General features: G+C 72.4%; 21 protein-coding genes. 9 read left to right on the top strand and 12 right to left on the bottom strand.

The genetic code is table 11. The features are described from left to right. Positions 1-34: 34 nt before the first annotated feature. A complete protein-coding gene (locus J8J14_RS11850) occupies positions 35-184 on the bottom strand; it encodes a hypothetical protein (protein WP_209379719.1) in 150 nt (49 codons plus the stop codon). A 214-nt stretch (positions 185-398) separates the two neighbouring features. On the opposite strand from J8J14_RS11850, the gene J8J14_RS11845 reads away from it, so the two are divergent. Further along, the gene (locus J8J14_RS11845; protein WP_209379718.1) at positions 399-2348 is read left to right on the top strand and encodes a sensor domain-containing diguanylate cyclase; all 1950 of its coding nucleotides are present in this window, start codon (positions 399-401) and stop codon (positions 2346-2348) included. Positions 2349-2352: 4 nt separating this feature from the next. Here the strand turns inward: J8J14_RS11845 and J8J14_RS11840 are convergent, their stop codons facing one another. The 10 genes from J8J14_RS11840 to J8J14_RS11795 all read right to left on the bottom strand — a co-directional run bounded on the left by J8J14_RS11840 (position 2353) and on the right by J8J14_RS11795 (position 13606). After that, entirely contained in the window at positions 2353-3255 is a 903-nt protein-coding gene (locus J8J14_RS11840; protein ID WP_209379717.1) for a GNAT family N-acetyltransferase, read from the bottom strand. Continuing rightward, on the bottom strand, positions 3252-4505 hold the full coding sequence (locus J8J14_RS11835) for a DegT/DnrJ/EryC1/StrS family aminotransferase (protein ID WP_245215703.1): 1254 nt from the start codon (positions 4503-4505) through the stop codon (positions 3252-3254). The genes J8J14_RS11840 and J8J14_RS11835 overlap by 4 nt, the downstream gene beginning before the upstream one ends. Before the next feature lie 63 nt (positions 4506-4568). Beyond that, positions 4569-5753, bottom strand: a complete 1185-nt coding sequence (locus J8J14_RS11830) for a hypothetical protein (RefSeq protein ID WP_209379716.1) — start codon at positions 5751-5753, stop codon at positions 4569-4571. A 59-nt stretch (positions 5754-5812) separates the two neighbouring features. After that, the gene (locus J8J14_RS11825) at positions 5813-6895 is read right to left on the bottom strand and encodes an NAD(P)/FAD-dependent oxidoreductase (RefSeq protein ID WP_209379715.1); all 1083 of its coding nucleotides are present in this window, start codon (positions 6893-6895) and stop codon (positions 5813-5815) included. Continuing rightward, positions 6895-7587, bottom strand: a complete 693-nt coding sequence (locus J8J14_RS11820) for a methyltransferase domain-containing protein (protein WP_209379714.1) — start codon at positions 7585-7587, stop codon at positions 6895-6897. The genes J8J14_RS11825 and J8J14_RS11820 overlap by 1 nt, the downstream gene beginning before the upstream one ends. Next, complete coding sequence (locus tag J8J14_RS11815) at positions 7587-8639, bottom strand: type III polyketide synthase (RefSeq protein WP_209379713.1); 1053 nt, start codon at positions 8637-8639, stop codon at positions 7587-7589. Before J8J14_RS11815 ends, J8J14_RS11820 begins: the two co-directional genes overlap by 1 nt. A 78-nt stretch (positions 8640-8717) precedes the next feature. Then, positions 8718-10148 carry a replication protein RepA gene (locus J8J14_RS11810; protein WP_209379712.1) on the bottom strand — a complete coding sequence of 477 codons (1431 nt, stop codon included), beginning with the start codon at positions 10146-10148 and terminating at the stop codon, positions 8718-8720. A gap of 310 nt (positions 10149-10458) precedes the next feature. After that, a complete protein-coding gene (locus J8J14_RS11805; protein WP_209379711.1) occupies positions 10459-10821 on the bottom strand; it encodes an HU family DNA-binding protein in 363 nt (120 codons plus the stop codon). 150 nt (positions 10822-10971) lie between these two features. Next, positions 10972-13020, bottom strand: a complete 2049-nt coding sequence (locus tag J8J14_RS11800; RefSeq protein ID WP_209379710.1) for an NAD(+) synthase — start codon at positions 13018-13020, stop codon at positions 10972-10974. A 100-nt stretch (positions 13021-13120) separates the two neighbouring features. Then, on the bottom strand, positions 13121-13606 hold the full coding sequence (locus J8J14_RS11795) for a CAP domain-containing protein (RefSeq protein ID WP_209379709.1): 486 nt from the start codon (positions 13604-13606) through the stop codon (positions 13121-13123). A 133-nt stretch (positions 13607-13739) separates the two neighbouring features. Between J8J14_RS11795 and J8J14_RS11790 the strand changes: the two genes are divergently transcribed. Genes J8J14_RS11790 through proB form a run of 3 tightly spaced genes read left to right on the top strand, consistent with a single transcriptional unit; the run spans position 13740 to position 16670 of the window. Beyond that, complete coding sequence (locus J8J14_RS11790; protein WP_245215702.1) at positions 13740-15284, top strand: MDR family MFS transporter; 1545 nt, start codon at positions 13740-13742, stop codon at positions 15282-15284. 46 nt (positions 15285-15330) lie between these two features. After that, complete coding sequence (locus J8J14_RS11785) at positions 15331-15495, top strand: hypothetical protein (protein WP_209379708.1); 165 nt, start codon at positions 15331-15333, stop codon at positions 15493-15495. Positions 15496-15551: 56 nt separating this feature from the next. Then, on the top strand, positions 15552-16670 hold the full coding sequence (gene proB / locus J8J14_RS11780; protein WP_209379707.1) for a glutamate 5-kinase: 1119 nt from the start codon (positions 15552-15554) through the stop codon (positions 16668-16670). 16 nt (positions 16671-16686) lie between these two features. Here the strand turns inward: proB and J8J14_RS11775 are convergent, their stop codons facing one another. Next, positions 16687-18249: a D-aminopeptidase gene (locus J8J14_RS11775; RefSeq protein ID WP_209379706.1), complete on the bottom strand. Its 1563-nt coding sequence runs from the start codon at positions 18247-18249 to the stop codon at positions 16687-16689. A gap of 98 nt (positions 18250-18347) precedes the next feature. Here J8J14_RS11775 and J8J14_RS11770 point away from each other — a divergent pair, with 98 nt between their 5' ends. The 5 genes from J8J14_RS11770 to J8J14_RS11750 form a co-directional block, all read left to right on the top strand. After that, positions 18348-19109 (top strand): gamma-glutamylcyclotransferase, encoded by a 762-nt coding sequence (locus J8J14_RS11770; protein ID WP_209379705.1) that lies wholly within the window; start codon positions 18348-18350, stop codon positions 19107-19109. A 91-nt stretch (positions 19110-19200) separates the two neighbouring features. After that, positions 19201-20487 carry a glutamate-5-semialdehyde dehydrogenase gene (locus tag J8J14_RS11765; RefSeq protein WP_209379704.1) on the top strand — a complete coding sequence of 429 codons (1287 nt, stop codon included), beginning with the start codon at positions 19201-19203 and terminating at the stop codon, positions 20485-20487. Positions 20488-20549: 62 nt separating this feature from the next. Beyond that, positions 20550-21416 (top strand): 2-keto-4-pentenoate hydratase, encoded by an 867-nt coding sequence (locus J8J14_RS11760; RefSeq protein WP_209379703.1) that lies wholly within the window; start codon positions 20550-20552, stop codon positions 21414-21416. Between the two features lie 139 nt (positions 21417-21555). Beyond that, positions 21556-22215 carry a nicotinate-nucleotide adenylyltransferase gene (locus J8J14_RS11755; protein ID WP_245215716.1) on the top strand — a complete coding sequence of 220 codons (660 nt, stop codon included), beginning with the start codon at positions 21556-21558 and terminating at the stop codon, positions 22213-22215. A 41-nt stretch (positions 22216-22256) separates the two neighbouring features. Continuing rightward, the coding region (locus J8J14_RS11750) for a hypothetical protein (RefSeq protein WP_209379701.1) at positions 22257-22716 on the top strand (460 nt) is incomplete at its 3' end.

The following is a 22716-nucleotide window of genomic DNA, read 5'->3' as shown; positions in this document are numbered from 1 at the left end:
GGCGCCCGCTGCCGGGTTCAGCGGCGGCCGGGGATCAGCCGATGGATGCAATCAGGGCAAAAGCCACAAAGCCGCCGAGGACCAGCACGCCTACCAGCCCTAGGGCGAGCATGCCGTCCGGCGCGCGCCCTGCGGGAGCGCCGGTGCTCTGCGCCTTGCTCCCGGCCCCTGGAGTATCTGCCATCCTGCTTGATCCCTTCCAGCCTGATACGCCGTTAACGCTGCCGCCCCGCCGCCGTTGAGGTCGGCCAGGAGACCCGCGCCGGCCCGGAAGAAAAAAAGACGTGCCGATCACAAAACACAACCAGTGGTAGCATTCTTATTGGATTGCTCCCGGCATTCGGGAGATAAGCGGCGCTCTTTCCGGCCGCTGATTCCGCAAGGATCTGGCAGCCGGGATGCCCACCCGGCGCGTCACGAAGGACCTCGTCTTGCCTGCGTCTGCCAGCCCCCGGCCGTCACGCCGCGCGCGCCCTTTCCGCCAGCTTGCGGGCGGCACGTTGATCCTGCTCGCCATGTTTGCCCTGTGCTTCGAGGGCTGGGCCGAGTGGCAGAGCCGCGATGCCCGGATCCGGGAGGTGCAGGCCAGCGCCGGAAACCTCGCACGCGCGCTCCTTCGGGACCTGGAGGAGGACATTGCCAGGGCCGATGCGGCCGCGGCCGGCATTGCCAGCCAGCTCGCCGAGATAGGAACGGGGCCGGCCGCACTGGCCGAGACGGGGCGGCTGATCCGCCGCTCCACCCTGGAACACCCGCGGCTTCGCAACCTCTCCGTCTATGGGCCAGACGGCATGTTGCTGGTCACCTCCCTGCGTGGCACGGAGACGGGGATCAGCATTTCGGACCTCGACTACTTCCGTGCCCATCGGGAGGATGCGGAGCTTGGCTCCAAGCTCGGGACCGCGACCCGGAGCCGGCTCGACGGCCAGTGGGTTGTCACCATTTCCCATCGCTTCGACGAAGGGAGCGGCCGCTTCGGCGGGGTGGTCGTGGCCGCACTCGACGGCGCCTCCCTCACGCGCGCGCTCTCGGGCTTTGCGATCGGAGGGAGCGGCGCGGTCGCCCTGCTCCGAACCGATGGGCGGCTGATCGCGCGCTTCCCCAATGACGAGGCGATGCTGGGCAGCCCGATCCTGGGCCGGACCGCCTTCCGCGAGAGGCTGCATCAAGGACGATCCGGCACCTTTCGCTATCTGTCGCCAGTGGATGGGCTGGAGCGGATCGGCGCCTATGAGACCGGCCAGCGATATCCGCTGGCCCTTTCTGTTGGATACGGGCTGGATGAAGCCCTGGCCGGCTGGACCCATCGCGCCATCCTGCGCGGCCTCTCCGTGCTGGTGCTCGCTACCCTCCTGCTTCTTCTCGGGGCCGCGTGGCTGCGCCAGGCCCAGCTCCGGCGCCACGCCGAAATCGTCCTGGCGGCCGAGGAGGAACATGCCCGCCTGGTCTCGGAGCATGTCACGGAGCTGATCCTGCGCCTCGGCCCGGATGGGCGGGTGCACCAGGCCTCCGCCGCATCCCTTCGCCTCCTGGGCCTTCCGCCACGGGCGCTGAAGGGCCGCGTGCTCGAGGGCCTGGTCGAGCCCGAGGACCGCCCGGCCTTCCGCGCCGCCTGGGAGACGGCCATCGGCCCGGCCTCCCGGGCCGATGCGCTGGCCCGCATGCCGCGCCCGGACGGAAGCTACCGCTGGATCGAATTCAGCTTTCGTCGCCTTGAAGCAGAGGGCAGCCCCGGTGCCTGGCTGGCGATCGCGCGCGACGTGACCGAGCGGAAGGCGCTGGATGATCGCATGGCAGCGCTGGCCGCCACCGATGGGCTGACCGGCCTGCCCAACAGCCGGCGCTTCCACGAGGCGCTGGACATCGAATGGAACCGCAGCGCTCGGGAGGGATGCGCCATGGCGGTGCTGCTGCTCGACCTGGACCGCTTCCGGCGCTTCAACGAAAGCTGCGGCAACCTCGCCGGAGACGATGCCCTGCGCCTCGTGGCCGCGACGCTGGACCTGACCATCCGCCGCCCCGCCGACCTGGCGGCCCGGCACGGTGGGGACAGCTTCGCCATCCTCCTTCCCGCCACCGATGGGCCAGGAGCGCGGGAGGTGGCCGAGCGCGTCCGCATGGCCGTGGCCGCCGCCGCCATCCCCCATTCGGCCAGCGAGAGCGGACGCATCACCGCGAGCCTGGGCCTCGCGGCCGTCCAGCCCATGCCGGCCACCCTGCCGGATTCCTCCATGCTCCTCGGCGCGGCCGAGGCCGCGCTGCATGAGGCGAAGCGGATGGGCGGGGACCGCGTGGTGGAGGCGCCCTCGATCACCGTGATCCAGTCGCGCCGCGCCGCACGGCCCTGAGGCATCAGCCCGGCGCGCGATAGGCAGGGAAGAAGCCCTCGTCCTCGCGCCCGGCGGAGAGACGCGCATAGGACGCGCCGTCCAGCACATGGCCGCAGAGATGCGCGACGCGGGACGCGTTGGCGAATCCCCGCTTGAACCGGGCGAGCCCGTCATCCGCCGCTTCGGACAGCCCCGCGCCGCCGCCGAGATCGATCGCCTCGTGATCCGCGAAATCTTCGATCGCCGCGGCGTAAAGGCCGAAGGGAGCCTTCGCCGCGTAGCCCGCAGCGCTGGTCGCCGCGAGATGGCTGTAGGCGTTGCGCCCATCCGTGACCCAGAGATGCATGGCGATCACCTCCCCCGACGCTGATTCGGCCAGGAAGGCCCGCAGGCCCGGCATCTCCGCCAGGGCCGCGAAGGATGCACGCGGGAAGGCATGAATCCCGGCGATGCCATGCCGGCGTGACAATGTGGCGTAGAGCCGGCACCAATCCTCCAGATGGTCGCGCAGCGCCGCCTGGCGGATCCGGCATCGACGCCCGGCGATCCGGATGCGCTGGCGGTGATGGGGCGTGGGCGCGAAAGGGCCAGCGCGGCGCTCGATCGACCAATGGGTCTTGAACGGTCGCACCCGCCCGAAGCTGCGCGAGAGCCGCGCGGGCGGGATGCCGGCGAAGGGATCGCTGACCGCGACAACGCTGACCGCCCCCGCCTCCCGCAGGAGTTCCAACCCGCTGCCCAGCTGCGCTCCCTCCCCCAGCACGCAGAGCGGATAGGGGGACGCCGCGTCCCGCGCCCCCTCCGGTGCATGGCGCAGCAGCATGGCCGTGCCCCAGGGCGACACCCAGAAGGGTTCGCCGATATGAGGCAGGGCCGCGGCATAGGCCATGCTGGCATAGGGATGGACCGCCCCCATGCCGCTCATGCCGTCGCGCGCAGGGCCGCAGCGCGGCGAGGACGCGGCGGCGCGGCGCCCTGCCCCGCCAGCCGCTGGGCCACGCCGCAGATATACGCCACCTGGGTCGCCGTCATGTCGCGCCAGAAGGGAAGGCCGATGACGCGCCGGGCAAGGAAATCCGTAACCGGCAACGGATCGCGTGGGCAATCGGCATAGGCGGGATGGCGATGGCACCCATCCCCCCACCAGCGCAGCGTGCCGATCCCCTCCCGCGCGAGTTCCGCCGCATCCTCAGGTCCCTCCGCAGGCCAGAGCACGGAGAGGGTGGCGCTGATCCAATCCCCGCCGAAGCCCGGTGAGAGCGCGATCCGGGCATCATCCGCCAGCGCCTCCGCGTAATGGCGCGAAATGGCCTGCCAGCCCGCACGCGTTTCCGGCCAGGCATCCAGCGCGGCAAGGCCGATGGCCGCGGTATATTCCGACATTTTCGCATTGGTGCCGGCCACCATTGCCTCGCGCGAGCCGAGGAAGCCGAAATTGGAAAGCCGGCGAAGCCGCTCCATCCATTCCGCATCCTGCGACAGCACGGCGCCGCCTTCCCCGATGCCGAAGGCTTTGGTCGCGTGCAGGCTGACGATCACCGGGCTGCTGCCGGGGCGCATCGGCCCACCTGCCCGCAGCGCATCGAAGGCGGCGGCGGCATCGATCACCACGGGAATGCCGGTGCGGGCAGACAGCGCGTCCCAGCGCGCGGTGTCGAGCGGCATGCCGAAGGGCGCGACGACGAGGATGGCCCCGATCTCGGCCAGATCCTCCCGCGCCGCCACGGCGTCCGGGTCCAACGCCCATGTGGCGGGATCGACATCGGCGAAATGCGGCACCAGCCCCGCCTCCCGCGCAGCGCCCGCCGTGGCGACGAAGGTCCAGGCCGGAATCAGGCATTTCCGCCCGGGCGCGACGCGGCTGGCGCGCAGCGCAAGCGCGAGCGCCAGCGTGGCATTCGCCGTCAGCGCCACCGCTTCCGGCGCCACGCCCCAATGCGCGGCCAACCGCGACTGCAGGCGCAGCCAGAGCAGGCCGTGATTGGCATACCAGTGGTTCGCATCGATCTCCTGCAGATAGGGCAGGATGGCGCGGGCATCCGGCAGGCGCGGCCGGGCGACGGGAATGGCGGGCGCCGCGAAGCCCCGCGCCATGATCGGGCTCGCTGGCCGCGCCTTCGGCACCATGCTTGCCAGGGCCGTGGGGCCGAAGGGAGGTGTGGCGTCCAATGGCATGATGGCGCTCCTGATCATCCTGACCGGGCACCGCCCGCCTGCGCGGACGGCCAGAACGCAAGCCTAGGCGGGAAAGCTTTCCAGCCGGTTTCCGGCGCGCAGGAGATCCGCGAGGTCGATCATCCCCTGCAGGAAGCGTCGCGGGCCAAAGTCTTCATCGGCCACGGCCAGCGCCGCATCGGTCAGCGGGCCGTGGTCGGTGGCATCATGGAAGATGGCGGCGATGCGCGCCGCCAGCTCCGGCGCGGTCCAGTCCAGTCCGAAGAAGCTCGGGAGCGCCGCGAAGCGCGCGCGGGTGAAGGCATTGCTGTCGGACAGCACGCAGGCACGGGCGGCGAAGCCATTCGGGATCCGCTCATGCACGCCATGGGCGAAGTTCGGATTGGTGCTGACGAGGAACTGCGTTGCCGCGTAGAGCCCCGGCAACTCCGCCGCCGGAATGGCGGGCCGCCAGCCCGCCCGCGCACCATCCAGGGGCAGGTGGTCCCAGCCGCGGCCGATGATCACTGCATCCAGCGGCAGCAGGGCGCGCGCGAAGGCATTGGCGCGCAGGGCCCGCAGTTGCAGGTCCACCTGGAAGGCGATGGCGAAGAGAAGCTCCAGCCTTTCCTCCAGATGCAGCCCATGCGCCTCGCAGGCGCCGAGCACGGTGTGCGTGATATCGCCGGTCGGTTGGCGCGCGGCCTCCGCCGTCGCGTCGTGCAGCACGGCGCGCAGCGGCGCGGGCCAGTTGCGCCATTCGGCCTGCCGCCGCTCCGGGTCCTCCCCCGTCTTCACGAACACCATGCGATGCGGCCGCCGGGCCCAGGGAATCCTGTCCCGCGCCGGATTGGGCAGCACGCCATGCGGCAGCAGCGCCGAGATCTGCGGCGAGCGGATGAAGCGCCGCTGCACATCCAGCCAGTCCCGGTACATGTAGCCATTCGCCACGAAGCGGGAGGCGACGCGGTGATTGGCCGGAAGCTGGCAGGGCGTGTCCGCCAGGGTGGAGATGAAGGGGACCTGCAGCATCTCCCACAGGTTCTCGCCGCCAACCTCGAGCCGGGCCCCGATCCCGGCCGCGCCCCAGGCGAAGGCGATTCCCTCCCGCGCCAGGGGCTGGAGCGCATCGGCCCAGCCGGGCTGGTGCAGGTCGATGACATGGCCGCGCAGCCCCATGGGCGCGAGCGGCTCCATGATGGCGCGGCTGAAATCGGCGAGGATGCCGTTCTCGTTCTCGCCGACGAAGGCGACGACATGGCGTGCCATTCTGGCCTGCCTCCTGCTGGCGGGCCGAAGGCGGCCCGGGCCAGGATGGCGCCGCGCGGTTAAGCCGGCGTGAAGCCGGGCAGCCGGGTGCGGGAGGCCGCAAGCCGCGCAAGGCCCGGCGCAAGCCCCGCCGCGAAGGCCAGGGCAGCAGGGGCGGCCTCCAGCCCGTATGCGATCAACCCGGCCCAGCGCATCGGCCGGTGCAGCCTTTCCCCCAGCGCGGCGTGGAAATGCGGGGCGGATCGCCCGGCCAGGATGGCCTGCGCCGCGGCCTCCCCGCCGGCCAGCGCCATCGCCACGCCATCCCCGGCCAGGGACGGGATGACGGCGAACTGGTCCCCCACCCGGTACAGCCCGGGCTCGGCCGCCGCGCCGTCCCGATGAAGGAAGCCATAAGGGATGCGCGCCACGGTCAGGGGCCGCGGCCATGCCGGCTCCGCCCCGCGCAGCCAGGACGCCGCGAGCGCCGATCCGGCCGAGACACGGGCCAGCAGCGCGGCGGGATGGCGCGCCTCATCCCCCGCCTGCCAGAGCGCGGCGCAGAGATTGGCGCCGCCATCCGGCCGTGGCTGCAGCCCCGCATAGCCGCCGGCAAAGGGCAGCAGGAGGACCGCCCCTTCCAGCGGCGTGGCCAGCCGCAGCGGCAGCTTCAGCCCCACTGCACCGCGCCTGCCCGGGCGCGCATGCCCGCGCAACTCGTGCTTGCCGGTCGCCAGCACCAGCGCGGGCGCATGCAGCACGCCCCCATCGGAGAGCCGCGCCATCCAGCCCCGCCCATCGCGCCCCGCCGCCGCCACGGCGCGGCCGCGCAGGACCGTCGCGCCAGCCTCGCTGGCCAGGCTCAGCAGCGCTTCGTCGAGCGGGGCGCGGGGAATGCTCCAGGCCTGGAAGGGCAGGTTCCATCCGGCGTCGCGCGGCCCCGCGGCCAGGCGCGCACGGCCGATCGGCGCGGCGCCAAGATCGGCCAGGGAAAGCCCCAGACGCGCCAGAGCCTGCGCCGCATCCGGCCCCAGGAATTCCCCGCAGACCTTTTCCCGCGCCCTTGCCTCGCGCTCCACAAGCGTCACCGAGGCCCCCGCGCGCGCGAGGGTGATGGCCGCCGCTGCCCCGGCCGGGCCGCCGCCGACCACCAGCGCATCCATCACGCCGTGCCGCCCGCAAGGGTCCAGCGGAATGGAAAGGCCCAGCGCAGCCGCGCCGGCACCCCCGCCTGCGCCGCCAGCCTCCTCCAATCCGCGCGTGAAAACCCGCGGGCGATGGAAACGGTGCTGTCATGCACCACCATCGGGTCCATCCGCAGCAGCCGCACCCCGGCCCAGACCACGCCCCAGGGCAAGGGATGCCGGTGGAGGTCGCTGATGAACCAGCCCAGCCGCGCGCGGGATTCCATCCAGCGCAGGAACAGGACGAGCTGCGGCTCATCCAGGTGATGCGTGAACAGGGCGCAGATCACCGCGTCGAAGCGCTCGGCGGGGTCCAGCTCGAACAGATCCGCCGTGATCCAGCGCACGGGCAGGCCGGGATGCCGCGCCCGCGCATGCGCCTCCGCATGGGGGGAGCGATCCAGCGCCGCCAGATCCAGCGCCACGCCGCGCCGCGCACCCCAATCCGCCACGCGCGCCAACATGTCGCCGCCGCCCGCGCCCACATCCAGCACGCTCATGCGCCGCGCGCCCGTGCGCCGGGCCAGCGCATCCAGCCAGCGCAGGGTCGGGCGATAGGCCAGGCTCATGCGGTTGATGCGCTCAAGGTCATGCAGCGCGGCGGAGAAGGCGGCGAAATCCTGCGCCGCGTCATCCATGATCTCCGGTGCGGAGGAGCGCGCCCGCAGCATCACACCGTCATGAATCGCATGGTCTCGGCCGAGAGACCGGGGCCGAAGGCCATGGCGATGCCGCGCCGGCCGGCCTCGCGCGCTTCCAGCATGCCGCGCAGCACGAACATCACGGTCGGGGAGGACATGTTTCCATGCTCCTCCAGCACCGCGCGCGATCCCGCCAGCGCGCCCTGGGGCGGGCGGCAGGACTCCTCTACCGCATCCAGCACCGAACGCCCGCCGGGATGGATGGCCCAGAGATCGAAGGCCTCGGGCTCCGCACCGTCCAGCAGGGCGGGCAGGCGCGGCGGCAGCGCGCGCGCCAGGCTTTTCGGCACCTCGCCGGAGAGGACCATATCGAAGCCGTTGTCGCCCACGCGCCAGGCAATCTGCTCCTCGGCTTCCGGCAGCAGGGCGCAGCGGAAGCCATCGAGGCGCAGCCCCGCCGGATCGGCGCTGACCAGCGCGGCGGAGCAGCCATCCCCGAAGAGCAGGAAGCAGAGCAGCTGTTCCACCTCCGGGCGCTCCTGCAGATGCAGGGTGCAAAGCTCCAGGTTCACCACCAGCACCCGCGCGCTGGAATCGGCCCGCACGGCGTCCCGCGCCAGCCGCAGCGCGACGATTGCGGCCTGGCAGCCCATGAAGCCGACATTGGTGCGCGCCACCGTCTCATCCAGGCCGAGATGGGCGCTGATGGCATGGTCCAGCCCGGGCGCAGCGAATCCGGTGCAGGAGGCCACGATGAGATGGGTGATGCCCTCCACGGGGCCCAGCGCATCCAGCGCCCGGAAGGCCAGGCCCGGCGCCTCGGCCTCCCAGCGCGCCATGCGGGCGCGGGTGGAGGGGAATCCGCCCGCGGCGTAGAATCCTTCGGCATCCACATGGCCCGGCCGGCCATCCGGCGGCAGCACGCTCCAGCGGCGGGCGATGCCGGCGCGGTCCGCCATGCGGGAGAAAAGCCGCCGCTCCCTCGGATCGGCGATCAGCCCCTCGGCGAAGGCCCGGAAGGTGCCATGCACCTCATGGCCCGGTGTGGCGGTGCCGATTCGATTCAGGAAGACAGGGGGCATCGCCTGTCAGGTCGTGGCGCCCGCCCGGATTATCAGGGGCAGGCCGCCGCCGCGGGCGGACACGTCCCCGTTAGGAGCCTAGCGCCAGGTCGGACCCGGCGCCTTGCGGACGCGGCGCATCACCTCTTCCGCCGAGGCGATGCTTCCCTCCCAGAACTCGTCGATCAGGTCGCGATTCGCCATCACCCATGCGGAGACGCGCTCGAAGTCGCTCTGCCCGAGCCCGCCGCTCACCTGCATGACGATGGGCTCGACCATGAGGATGGTCAGGCGCTCCGTATCCAGCCGCGTGCCCGGGGTGACGCCGACAAGGATGTTCTCGTCGCCATGGCCCCGCCGCAGCCAGACCACCTGGGGCAGGCCGGTCAGGTGGGAGCGGATCCGGATCATGTCGTCTACGATCTGGTCCGCCTGTCCGCCCTCCGCCTGCTCCTCGCGGCGCGGGCGGCGATCCTCGCGACCGCGCTCGTCACGGCTCCGGTCCTCGCGGGGGCGCTCGTCTCTCTGCCGCTCGTCCCGAGGCCTCTCGTCGCGAGGCCTTTCGTCGCGGGGGCGCTCATCGCGCTGGCGGCCCTCGCGGCGCGGCTCATCCTGGCGTGGCTCGCGCGGCGCCTCCACCGCGGCGGGCGCGGGCTGGGCTGGCGCGGGCGGAACCGCGACCGGGGCCACCACCGGCACGGCTTCGGGCGCCCCGGCGGCCGGGGGCTGCACCGCCGCCGCGGGCTCGGGCGCCACCTGCTCCTGCGCGCGGCGAACGCTCACGCCATCATCGTCCACGGCCAGCTCGATCGAAAGATCGGCTTCGAACACCATCCGGAGCGCGGCTTCGAAGGCCGCACGGAACGCGGCGGCATCCATGCCCGGCGTGCCGAAGCGGATCATCAGCTCGGGCCAGGGCGTGGTGACGGTGGCATCCTCGCCGATGCGGGCAAGGGATTCGCGCGTCCAGCCATGCGCGTCCATCGCCTCGGCGGAAGCCGAGACGGCGCGCAGGATGGCGCGGTCCAGCGGCACCGCATGCTCGGCCAGGCTGGAGAGGAAGCGGGCGTTCAGCTTCACCTGCGCCGCCCAGCCACCGCCGCGCGGGCGGCTGCGGGCGTCCAGCACGGACAGCTCCGGCCCGTCATCGAGCGACACCGAGATCCGGGCGGCCATCATGCGCTCCACCTGCTCGGCAAGCGGCGCGGCTGCGCCCTCGCTCAGGCCCAGCTTCGCGGCCAGCTCGGCGGCATTGGCGCCCACTGCCACAGTGGGGCTACCGGCGCGCAGCGCGGTGTCGCAGAGATAGGCGAGGAGCAGGCGCAGCCCCGGGCCATCCGGCAGCGTGTCGCCGGCCGTGCCGGGCGCGATGCGCAACGCGGCGCCGGCGCCCTCACGGCGCCAGGCTTCGGCGAGCGGCTCCACCGGAAGGCCCAGCCGGCAAAAAGCCGCATGGTGCCACTGCACGGATTCGGGCGCGGACGCGTGATCGGCTGCCGCCGTGACGGCTGGGTCGGTACGGGTCGTCATGGACGGCAGGAATCAGAACTCGAAAGGGATGAGGTTGAGGGCCGCGTCGCAGTTGCCCCCAGGGCAGGGCGGCCGTCGTCCTACGCAGATAATCGCCGCGCATCCCCGCGGCAAGCCCGGCAGGGCAATGATCGCCCCGCTTGCGCCCCATGAGGCTCTTTATGTTGGTTCCGGAGGCACGAAGGGCCTGGCCAGGCGGGTCCTGCCCGCCTCATCCTCCCGCGGCGCCTGCCTGCCGGAGGGCATCGGCCCGGCTCCCTCGGAGCCAGGCCGGCGTGGCGGCCCCCTTTCCGGGGCGCCGCCGGGGCCGTCAGACGGCCTCCTTCAGCTCCTTGGCGGGGCGGAAGGCGATCTTCTTGGAAGCGGCGATCTGGATCTGCTCGCCCGTGGCGGGGTTGCGGCCCGTGCGTGCCGGGCGGGACTTCACCTCGAGGATGCCGAGGCCGTTGATGCGGATCTTCGCACCTTCCTTGAGGTGGTCGGCGAGGGACTGAACGAAGTCGTTCACGATCGTCTCGGCCTGCTTCTTGGGCATCTCGTGGCTCTCCGCCAGGGAAGCCGCGAGCTGCTTCAGGCTCACCACCGCCGGGGCGGCCGCCGCCGCACCCTTCGCGGGGGCCTTCGCCGCCGGAGCCGTTGCCGCGGGCTTCTTGGGTGCCGCTGCCTTTGCCATCTGATCCGCCTGTCTGTTGCGCGTGGTGGGCGAAATCACCACGAAGCGGCCCGGTCAACAATAGGGATGCCGCGATTCCTCAATGGGGCCGGGCGAAACGGGCATCCACGCCACACCCGCGCCCCCTGCCCGCCCACCCTCGAATCGGCTTCAGGATTCCGGAACGTTCCGCCTGAGCTCCGCCAGCCACGCCGCCGCGGACGAATCGGAGGGCGCCCGCCAATCCCCCCGGGGCGAGAGCGAACCGCCCGCCGAGACCTTCGGCCCGTTGGGCATGGCCGAGCGCTTGAACTGCGCGAAGCCGAAGAAGCGGGACAGGAAGACCTCCAGCCAACGCCGGATGGTGGCGAGGTCGTATTCCGCGCGCCGGGCATCCGGAAAATGCGGCGGCCAGTCGCCCCGCTTCGCATCGCCCCAGGCATGGTGCGACAGATAAGCGATCTTCGACGGCCGGAAGCCGTAGCGCAGGACATAGAACAGGTTGAAATCCTGCAGCCCATAGGGGCCGATCTTCGCCTCGGTGCTCTGGATGGCGCCGCTCGCATCCGCCGGCACCAGCTCCGGCGAGATCTCGGTGGCCAGCACGTCTCGCAGCACGTCGGAAACCTCGGCTTCGAAGATCCCCTCCTCCGCCACCCAGCGGATGAGGTGCTGGATCAGCGTCTTCGGCACGCCGCCATTGACGTTGTAGTGCGACATCTGGTCGCCCACGCCATAGGTGCACCAGCCCAGCGCGAGTTCCGAGAGATCGCCCGTGCCGAGCACGATCCCGTTCTCGTTGTTCGCCGCGCGGAAGAGATAGTCCGTGCGCAGCCCGGCCTGCACGTTCTCGAAGGTCACGTCATAGACCGGCTCTCCGCCCGCGAAGCGATGGCCGAGATCGCCGAGCATCTGCTTCGCCGCGGGCCGGATATCCAGCTCGCGCGCGGTGATGCCGAGCGCGGCCATCAGCCGGTGCGCGCTGGACTTCGTGCCCTCGCTCGTGCCGAAGCCGGGCATGGTGAAGCCGATGATGTCGGTGCGCGGGCGCTGCATCAGGTCCATCGCGCGCGCGGCGACGATCAGCGCCTGCGTCGAGTCCAGCCCGCCCGAGACGCCGATGACGATCTTCGGGTTGCCGATCGCGCCCAGCCGCTGCGTCAGGCCCGAGACCTGGATCGCATAGGCCTCGTAGCAATCCTGGTTCAGCCGGCGCGGATCGGCCGGCACGAAGGGGAAGCGCTCCACGCGCCGCTCCAGGCCGAGGTCATCCATCGGCGGATCGAGCCGGAAGGCGATGCGCCGGAACGGCTTCGCGTTGACGCGGCGATTGTCGTCGAAGGTGCCCTGCCGCGCGCGCTCCTGCCGCAGCAGGTCGAGATCCGTGTCCGCGAAGACAATCTGCTGCCCCGCGGGAAAGCGCTCACTCTCGGCCAGGGTCGCGCCGATCTCGAAGATGGAGACCTGCCCGTCCCAGGCGAGATCCGTGGTGGATTCCCCCGGCCCCGCCGCCGCATAGACATAGGCCGCGATGCAGCGCGTGGACTGGGAGGCGCAGAGCAGGCGCCGCGTCTCCGCCTTGCCGATCGTGATGTTGCTGGCGGACAGATTCGCCAGGATCACAGCCCCGGCCAGGGCGCCGGCATTGCTCGGCGGGTCAGGCACCCAGAGATCCTCGCAGACCTCCGCATGTATGGTCAGGCCGCGAAGATCCTCGGCCTCGAAGATCAGGTCGGGGCCGAAAGGCGCCTCGATCACCTGCCCGGCCGGGCCGATGCGGATCGTCCCGCCCTCCGTCCCGGCGCCGGAGGCGAAATACCGGTGCTCGTAGAACTCGCGGTAATTCGGCAGGTGGACTTTAGGCACGACGCCCAGCAGCCGGCCGCGGTGGATGGCCAGCGCCGTGTTGTACACCCGCCCGTTATGCCGCAGCGGCGCCCCCACCAGCAGCACCGGCAGCAGGCCGGCGGATTCCGCGACCAGCCGCGCCACCGCATCCTCCACGGCGTCCAGCAGCACGTCCTGCAGCAGCAGGTCCTCGATCGCGTAGCCCGAGACGCAGAGCTCGGGGAATACGGCCACCGCCGCGCCGCGCGCGTGGCAATCCCGCGCGGCGGCCAGGATGGCGGTGGCATTGGCCTCGGGATCCGCGAGGCTGATGCGGGTGGTGCAGGCCGCCAGCCGGGCGAAGCCGTGGCGGTAGAGGGATTGGAAACTCATCTCGGGCAAACGATCCAGAAGCCGCACCGTTGACAGGGCCGCACCATCGCCCCCGCCCGCGCCCAAGCGCAAGCCAGGGGGCGCACACGGAAACCGGCGCTCAGTAGGGGCGCCGCCCCGGCAGGTTCCCGGCTGGCCGGTACCGGCAGACCAGCGCCGCCCGCCCACGGGCCTGCGCCAGGCCGCAGCCCAGGGTGGTGGAGTCGCGCCAGACCATCTGCGTGTAGTGGCCCACCGCGCCGAAATCCTCCTCCCGGCGCCCCGCGCGGCGGAAGGCCTCCCGCTCGGCGAGCCAGCCGCCGACCATGCGCTCGACCGTGTAGGCACCGGCCGTGCCTATCCAGATGTTCTCTCCATCCGCGCGGCCCGGCGCATGCACCAGCCGCCCGGATCGGGCGAGGGACAGGGCCCATTGCCCGGCTTCCTCCGCCATGCCGGCATCCCAGCGAAGGGGCGGAACCCCCAGGCAGGCGCGCTCCGCATTATGGAGGGAGAGGATGCTCGCCGCCTGTTCCGGCGTCGGCCCGGGCACGGCGCAGCCCATCAGAAGCGGCACCCAGCCGAGGGAGACGAGCCAGCGAGGCAACCGGAACGAAGCCCTCCTGCCGGAAGCCGGACGACCATCCCGCCATCCGCGCGTTAGTCTTGCCGGAACTCTGCCACCTGTGCACGGCCGGCGCTGCGCCCGGCCCGCCCGATGCCTCCGGAACCTCCCGATCATGCCTGACACCATCGCCCGGACCGAGCCGGAGATGCCCAGCGCCGCCCAGCACCCCGCCGCCACACCGCCGCCCATGCGCCCAGCCTCGCGCCGCACGGTCTTCACCGGGGCCATCCTCTGCATCCTGCTCGCATCGCTGGACCAGAACATCGTCAACACCGCCCTGCCCCGGATGGTGTCCGACCTCGGCGGGATGGCGCATCTCTCCTGGGTGGTCACGGCCTTCATGCTCACCTCCACCGTCACAACGCCGCTCTACGGCAAGCTTTCGGACAGCTATGGCCGGCGGCGGCTGTTCCTGGTTGCGATCGTGATCTTCCTGGCGGGGTCGCTGCTCTGCGGCACCTCGGACAGCATGGGGGAGCTGATCCTGTTCCGCGCCCTGCAGGGGCTGGGGGCCGGCGGGCTGCTGGTGCTGGCCCAGGCCTCGGTCGGCGACATCGTCCCGCCGCGCGAGCGCCCGCGCTACCAGGGCCTCTTCACCGGAACCTTCGCCCTGGCCAGCGTGGCGGGCCCTCTTCTGGGCGGCTTCATCACCTCGGCCCTGTCCTGGCGCTGGATCTTCTACGTGAACCTGCCGCTCGCCACGGTGGCGCTGCTGCTCATCGGCTTCGGCCTGCGCACCCCGCGTTCCGGCCGCCGCCAGCCGCTGGACCTGGCGGGCGCCGCGCTGATGGCGGGCTTCACCGCCAGCCTCCTCCTCTTCCTGGCCTGGGGCGGGGCGGAGTTCCCCTGGGTCTCCGCCATCTCGGCCGGGATGGCGGCGCTCGTCATCGCGCTTCTTGCGGCGTTTCTCTGGCGGGAGCGCCGGGCGGAGGACCCGCTGATCCGGCTCGGCCTGTTCCGCAACCCGGTCTTCGCGCGGGGCGTCGCCACCGGCGGGATGATGACCTTCGCCATGCTCGGCTCCACCGTCTTCCTGCCGCTCTACTTCCAACTCGTCCTGGGGATGGACCCGGCGCATGCGGGCATGATGATGCTGCCGCAGGTCGGCTGCATGGTCCTGTCCTCGGTGCTCGGCGGCAGGGCGGCGTCCCGCCTTGGGCGGAACAAGGGCTTCCTGCTGGCCGGGCTGGGCCTGGAAGCCGTGGCCCTCGCCGGCCTCGCCCTTCTTGCCTGGATGGCCGCGCCCCCTTCCCTCTTCCTGGTCGCCATGGGCGCGCTCGGCCTGGGGATGGGCATGGGGATGCCGAACCTCACCACGGCGGTGCAGAACGCCGTGGCGCACAAGGAACTCGGCGCCGCCACAGGGGCCATGACCTTCATCCGCTCCCTCGGCGGCGCGGTGGGGGTGGCGGCCTCCGGCGCCATCCTCTCCGCGCGGCTGGCGGGGCCCGTGGATGTGGAAGCCATGACCCGGGGCGGGGCAGAGGCCCTTGCCGCTCTCCCGCCCGAACAGCACGCCCTGCTGGCCGAGGCCTATCGCACCGCGCTCACCGGCTGCTTCACCCTCAGCGGCGTCGTGATGACCGCCGCCTTCCTGCTGGTGATGGGCCTGCCCGAGCAGAAGCTGCGGGCATCGCTGGAGGAACGCCCGGCCTGAACCCCCTTCCTCCCCCTGCGTTCCCATGGCGAGGAGGGCCATGCCCATGAATGAGAACGAGGAATCCGAGGAGGAGCGCCGCCTCCGCCTCGAGCGCCAGCGCGTCGGGCCGGAGGAGGAGGTTCGCAAGACCGTCCGCCGGGCGGAGGAGAAGATGGAGACGGCGGAAGACCAGGCCATCCATCCCCCCGGGGCCACGGACAGTCGCTGAACCGGGGCCGGCGCAGGCCTGTCGCCGGCTTGCCCGGCCCGTGGTAACGCGCGCCCATGGCCAACCCGTCCCTTGCCGCCGCCCGCCGCATCGTCGTGAAGATCGGTTCCGCCCTGGTGGTGGACCCGGAGACGGCGGCGCCGCGCGCGGAATGGCTGGCCTCGGTTGCCGCCGATGCCGCGCGGCTCCGGGCGGGTGGGGCAGAGGTGGTGATCGTCTCCTCCGGCGCCGTGGCCCTCGCCCGGCACGCGCTGGGCCTGACACGCCGGGCCTTGCGGCTGGAGGAAAAGCAGGCGGCGGCCGCGGTGGGGCAGATCCGCCTCGCCGGCGCCTGGCAGGGTGCCCTCGCGGCCCATGGGATGACCGCCGCCCAGGTGCTGCTGACCCTGGAGGACAGCGAGGACCGCCGGCGCTACCTGAATGCGCGGGAGACGCTGAAGACCCTTCTCCAGCTCGGCTGCGTCCCGGTCATCAACGAGAACGACACGGTGGCCACGGCCGAGATCCGCTTCGGCGACAATGACCGGCTGGCCGCCCGCGTGGCCGAGATGATCGAGGCCGATGCCCTCGTCCTCCTCTCGGATATCGATGGCCTCTACACCGCCGATCCGCGCCGCGATCCGGAAGCCCGGCATCTCCCCGTGGTGGAGCGGGTGACGGATGAGATCATGGCCATGGGCGGCGATCCCCCGCCCGGCTACTCCTCCGGCGGCATGCGCACGAAGCTCATCGCGGCCCGCATCGCCACCGGGGCGGGCTGCGCCATGGCCATCGCGCTCGGCAAGGAACCGCATCCGCTTTCCGCCATGCTCGGCGGCGCCCGCTCCACCTGGTTCCTGCCGGCGCCCGAGGGGCGTTCCGCGCGCAAGAGCTGGATCGCGGGTTCCCTCGCGCCGCTCGGACGGCTGGTGGTGGATGAGGGCGCGGCCCGTGCCCTGGCCGAGGGCCGCTCCCTTCTCCCTGCCGGGGTGCGGCAGGTGGAAGGCGAGTTCGACCGCGGCGATGCCGTCAGCGTGCGCGCGCCGGACGGCCGGGAGCTGGCCCGCGGCCTCTGCGCCTATGACTCCGAAAGCGCCCGCCGGATCGCCGGTCGCCGCAGCGCGGAGATCGAGCCCATTCTCGGCTGGCGCGGGCGGGATGTGATCATCCACCGGGACGACCTGGTGCTGGTCTGATCCGGCGCGGCCGACCCTAGCCGATCCGCGTGTAGTCCAGCCCACGGGCAAGCCAGCAACCGACCGTGGCGCCGGAAACCCGGCCGGAGGCGTCCCGGCGGAAAGCCAGGGTCCAGTCGCCCGGCGGGGTATGGTCCAGGGCGCGATGGCAGGGCAGCGCCCAGAGATCCGGTCCGATCGGGTCCAGCAGCTCCATCCGCCCCTGGCCGAGGAAGCCGGAAAAGCCGCCATAGGGGATGCCGCCCGAATCGGTCATGGTCAGCTCCGCCTCCAGCTCCGCGCAGCGATAACGGCCGGCGATGTCGGGCCTGGCGCTTCCGCGCGCCGGGCGCAGCAGGGTGGACTGGTTTTCCTGGGGCCGGTCCATCCACAACCCCTCCCGCCCGGGCCGGAGCCGGGTCCGCTGGCGCCCCGCCGTGCCATCCGGCTGCATCTCCAGCCGCTCCGCCGAATGGCCGTAGCGCAGCCGCAGCGCCCCATCCGGCAAGGCGTCGATCCGCACGGAAAGCCCGGTTTCCGGCTCCAGATAGGCGCCCAGCCAGTCCGGGGCGGGCGGCGGCGCGGCGGGCGCGGGGCGTTCCTCCCCCAGCGCGGCCGCCAGTATATCCAGCGCGGCGCCATGGGCATCGGAGAGGTGGTTGAACATCACCACGACGGAGAGCCGCTCGGAGGCTAGGTGCAGGCGGTGGCTCCGCCAGCCGCGCAGCGCGCCGCCATGGCCGGTCAGGGCGCGGCCGAACTCCGTGCCGCGGCCCAGGCCGAAGCCGTATTCGGCCGGCCGGCCATCCGCGAAGCGGGCCGGCGCCGAAAGGCGGTTGTACAGCCCGTCCGGATCATCCCGCGTCGCGTCGATCCAGCGCTCCCAGGCAATCATGTCGTCCAGGCAGGCGCCGAGCCCGGCATCCCCGGTCCAGAGGATGTTGTTTACCGCGGCGCGGAAGCCGGTGGCCTGGCTGCCCTCGTAGCCTTCCGTGCCATCGGGCAAGGCGCGCGTATCGGCGGCCAGGAAGGCGCTTTCCATCCCCGCGCGGTCGAAGATCCGGGCGCGGAGGCGCTCGCCGAAGCCCTCGCCCGTCCGCGCCTCCAGCATGTCCGAGAGGATGCGGAAATTCTGGTTCACGTAGGAATAGCGCGTGCCCGGCGCGAAATGCAGGGACCGCGTGGAGCCGATCAGCCGCGCGGCCTCCGTATCACCGAAGGGCGCCTCCACCGGCGAACCCTGCAACATGGCCACGGCCCAGTAGTCCCGCAGGCCAGATTGGTTGTGGCAAAGATCCAGCACGGCGGGCGCCGGGCCTTCCAGCAGCGGCAGCATGGCCCGCAAATCGCCATCCAGTGCGGTGGGATCGGGGAAGGCATCCAGCAGCAGCGCGCAGGTGAACTGCTTGGTGATGGAGCACATGCGGAACAGGCTGCGCGGCGTGAAGGGGATGCGCCGCTCGGCATTCGCCCAGCCCCAGCTGTGCCGCGCCAGCACCTCGCCATCCTTCACCACGGCCACCGCCCCGCCCGGCCCTGGATAGGCACGCGGCAGGGCGGCCAGGCAGGGGTCAAGGCGGGTGGACCGGAGCGGTGTCATGCCCCAAGTCTTGGAAGGCGGCGGGCGGGCCGTAAAGCGCGCCCGCCCCGGGATGTTGCGCGCGGCGCTGCGGCAGGTTGAAGGAGGCTTATTACCGGATGCAGGATAAGGACCCGGTGCCCCAGGCGGGCCCCGGCCCTGGCCCCGCGGGGCCGGAGGAATCCCTGGCGGGCACGGCCACGCCGCCACCGCAGCTGATGACGCGCGAGCATCTGCTCAGTGGCGCGGTGGAGCGCATGGTGCGCGAATCCGGCAGCCGCACCCTGCTGACGGATGAGCAGCGCGAGGCGTCGCTGCGGGACACGCTGGCGGCGCGGCCCGCCGATGCGGATGCCGTCTGGCTCTTCGGCTATGGCTCGCTGATCTGGAACCCGACCATCCATTACGCGGAAAGCCGCGTCGCCTCGGTGGAGGGATGGAAGCGCGCCTTCTGCCTCTCCACCCCCGCCGGGCGGGGCACGCCTGACAACCCCGGCCTGGTCCTGGCCCTGGACAAGGGCGGGCGCTGCACCGGCGTCGCCTTCCGCATCGCGGAGGAGGTGCTGGAAGACGAGCTCTCCATCGTCTGGCGGCGGGAGATGCTGACGGGCGCCTATATCCCGCATTGGGTGCCGCTCCGGGGCGAGGATGGCGTGGCGTTCGGGCATGGCATCGCCTTCACCATCAACCCGCGCGGCCCCCAGTATTGCGACCTGCCGGAGGACGAGATCATCCGCCGCCTCGCCACCGCGCGCGGGCAGCTCGGCAGTTCCTCCGAATACCTGTTCCAGACCCGGGACGGGCTTCGCAGCCTTGGCATCCAGGACCCGCTGGTGGACCACCTGTCCCAGGCCGTGCTGAAGGCGCAGGGGGCCGGCTGAAGCGCGGGCCGGCAACCCGGCGGGGTTGCTCCGTGCGTCCGGCGGCCCCGCTACGCTTCCCCTGGCCGCCCGGCGGCGCTACCGATGCCGCATGAACGCGATCGCCGATCCCGCGACCGATGCCGCCGCCATCGCCCGCGCCGCGCTGGAGGAGGCCGCCCGTGCCGCCCGCGCCGCCGCAACTTTCCTCGCCCGTGCCCCGCGGCCGGTGAAGGACCGCGCCCTGGCGGAGGCCGCCGCCGCCCTGCGCAGCCGGCAGGACGAGATCCTCGCCGCCAATGCCAGGGACCTGGCCGGTGCCCCGGACCTGACGGATGCCTTCCGCGATCGCCTCACCCTCAACCCCGCCCGGGTGGAAGCCATGGCACGCGGGCTTGAGGAGGTGGCCGGCCTGCCCGATCCCGTGGGCCGCGTGTTGGCCGAGTGGACGCGCCCCAACGGCCTGCTGATCCGCCGCGTGGCCCAGCCCATCGGCGTGGTGGGCATGATCTATGAGAGCCGCCCGAATGTGGGCGCCGATGCCGCCGCCATCTGCCTGAAGGCCGGCAGCCCCGTGATCCTGCGCGGCGGGCGGGAGAGCCTGCACAGCGCCGCCGCCATCCATGCCTGTATCGCGGATGGCCTGCGGGCCGCCGGCCTGCCCGAGGCCTGCGTGCAGGTGGCCCCGAACACGGATCGCGCCTTCGTCGGCGCCATGCTCGCCGCGGCCGGGCTGATCGACCTCATCATCCCCCGCGGCGGCAAGGGGCTGGTGACACGGGTGCAGCAGGAATCCCGTGTCCCCGTCCTCTCCCACGCCGAGGGGCTCTGCCACACCTATGTGCACGAGGCCGCCGATCCCGCGATGGCGCGCAGCATCCTGGCGAATGCCAAGATGCGCCGCACCGGCATCTGCGGCTCCACCGAGACGCTGCTGATCGACCGCGCCGCGGCCGCTGCGCTGCTGCCGCAGCTTGTCGCGGATCTGCGCGCCCTCGGATGCGACTTCCGCGCCGATGCCGCCGCCCGCGCCATCCTGCCGGAGCTGAAGCCCGCCACGGAGGCCGACTTCTCCACGGAATGGCTGGACGCCATCCTCAACATCGCCGTGGTGGATGGGGTGGAAAGCGCCCTCGGCCATATCCGCCGCCATGGCAGCGAGCATACCGAGGCCATCATCACGCAGGACGAATCCGCCGCGCGGCACTTCCTCGATGGGCTCGGCTCCGCGGTCGGGATGTGGAACGCCTCCACCCAGTTCTGCGATGGCGGGGAATTCGGCTTCGGCGCGGAAATCGGCATCGCCACCGGGCGCCTGCATGCGCGCGGGCCTGTCGGCCTGGAGCAGCTTTGCACCTGGCGCTACCATGTGATCGGAACCGGGCAGATTCGTCCCTGATTCGGGGTACCTGTCCGGCAGGCCACGGGAAAACCCCGGGCCGCGGGAGGAGATCACGACCCATGCGCCGCATTGCGCTTCTGGCCCTGTCCCTGGCCCTTCCCGCCGCCGCGGCGGGCGCTGCCTGCCCGAGCGACGCCGATGTGGCGCGGCTGGCGGCCGATATCCTCGCCCGCCGTCCCGCCCAGGCCTATCCGGGCCTGAGCATGGAGGACGCGGCCTGCGCGCGGGAAAAGCTGGTGGCCATTCTCGCCCAGCACCACGGCCCCGCCGTGGGCTACAAGGTGGGGCTGACCAATGCGGCGGCGCAGCAGCGCTTCGGCGTGCCCAACCCGGTGCGCGGCACCATCTTCTTCGCCACCACCCGCGCCCAGGGCACCGCCGCGAAGCCCGCCGAGATCCCGGCCGCCTTCGCCGCCCTCCCCAATGTGGAGAGCGACCTGCTCGTGCGCGTGAAGGATGAGGGCATCAACGAGGCCGGTTCGGACCATGTCGCCATTCTCCGGCACCTGGACCAGGTGATCCCCTTCATCGAGATGCCGGACCTGGTGCTCGCCCCTGGCCAGATGAACGGGCCCAACCTTGTCGCCATCAATGTCGGCGCGCGGCTCGGCGTGCTGGGGGAGCCCATCCCGGTCCAGGCGACGCCCGAATTCGCGGCGCGGCTGGGCAGCATGACCGTCACCCTCGCCACCGACCAGAAGGAGCTCTCCCGCGCGCCGGGCACGGCGCTGCTCGGCCACCCGCTGAACGTCATCCCCTGGCTGGTGGCGGATCTGAAGCGCGATGGCCGCCAGCTGCGGGCGGGCGACATGATCTCCCTCGGCGGCTTCTCGCCCGCCCTGCCCACCGAGGCCGGGCGGACGGTGACCGCCACCTATGAAGGGCTGGCCGAACAGCCCGTGACCGTTTCGGTACGAACCCCCTGATCCACCCGGCCAACCCTGCGCGGGGGCGCTGCTAGCCCCCGTGCCGCCCCCCGTCCCCCGCGCCTGGCGCGAGAAGCCCCCTGCCGAACGCCCGCCCAAGGGCTACCGGGCGCCCGGCCGATGGGGCGATGGCCGCCGGCTGCGGATCGGCCTGCTCGGTGGCTCCTTCAACCCTGCCCATGCCGGCCACCGCCACGTGGCCGAGATGGCGCTGCATGTGCTGCGGCTGGACGAGGTCTGGCTCCTGGTCTCGCCCGGCAATCCGCTCAAGCCCCGGGCGGGCATGGCGCCCTTCGCCGAGCGGCTGGAATCCGCGCGCCGCATCGCCAATGGCCGACGCATCATCGCCGCCGATATCGAGGCGCGGCTGGGCCTTCGGGAAACCGAGCGCACCCTGGCGCGGCTGCGCCGCCTGTTCCCACGGGCCCGATTCGTCTGGATCATGGGCGCGGACAACATGATCCAGCTGCCGCGCTGGCGGCGCTGGCGCCGGCTGGCGCGCGGCACCCCCATCGCCGTGCTGCCGCGCCCGGGCTATACGCGCCGCGCCCTGCATGGCGCGGCCGCCACCGTGCTGCGCCGGCACCGACGGCCTTGCGGCGCCCTCCTGTCCGGGGCATCCCCCGGCCCAGGCGGCCACGCGCCCTGGTGCATGGTGCCCGCCCGCGAACACCCGGCCAGCGCCACCGCCATCCGCGCGCTGCGGGCCAAGCGGGCGGGCGCAACCGCGCCCGCGCCCGGCCATTCACAACACAGCATCCCGGCACCCGCCTCCGGCGTGCCGGCGGAAGCCGACTGAACCCCTCGCGCCGAGCGGCGCCGCAACCACAGGAGCGAGCCATGGCCCGCACCCCGAAGACCCCCTCCCGCCCCGCGCGCGGCACCACCGGCGCAGGCAAGGCCCCGGCCAGCCGAGGCGCGGCGGACAAGCCCACAAGGGCTGCATCGAAGCCCGCGGCTCCGAGCCGCGCGAAGGCGCCCGCTGCGCCGAGCCGTTCGAAGGCTCCCGCGGCCGCTTCCCGCGCCAAGCCCGCCGCCCCGAGCCGCGCCCCGGCGCCTTCGCGCGCCAAGCCGGCCGCCGCCACAAGCCGCAGCACGGCTCCGGCGCCGTCCCGCGCCAAGGCCGCGCCCGCCCCGTCTCGGGCGAAGGCCCCGGCCAGCCGGGCGCAGGCGGCTTCCCCCAGCCGCGCCAAGCCCGCCGCGCCCAGCCGCACGAAGGCCGCCGCCGCGACCCGCACCCCCGCGCCGAGCCGCGCGTCGGCGGCCCCGGCCCGCCCCAAGGCGGCGCCCGCATCCCGCA

Source organism: Pararoseomonas baculiformis (assembly GCF_017813395.1).
GTDB lineage: Bacteria > Pseudomonadota > Alphaproteobacteria > Acetobacterales > Acetobacteraceae > Roseomonas > Roseomonas baculiformis.
Note: the sequence above shows the minus strand (reverse complement) of the source record. Positions and strands in the feature narration are given on the sequence as shown.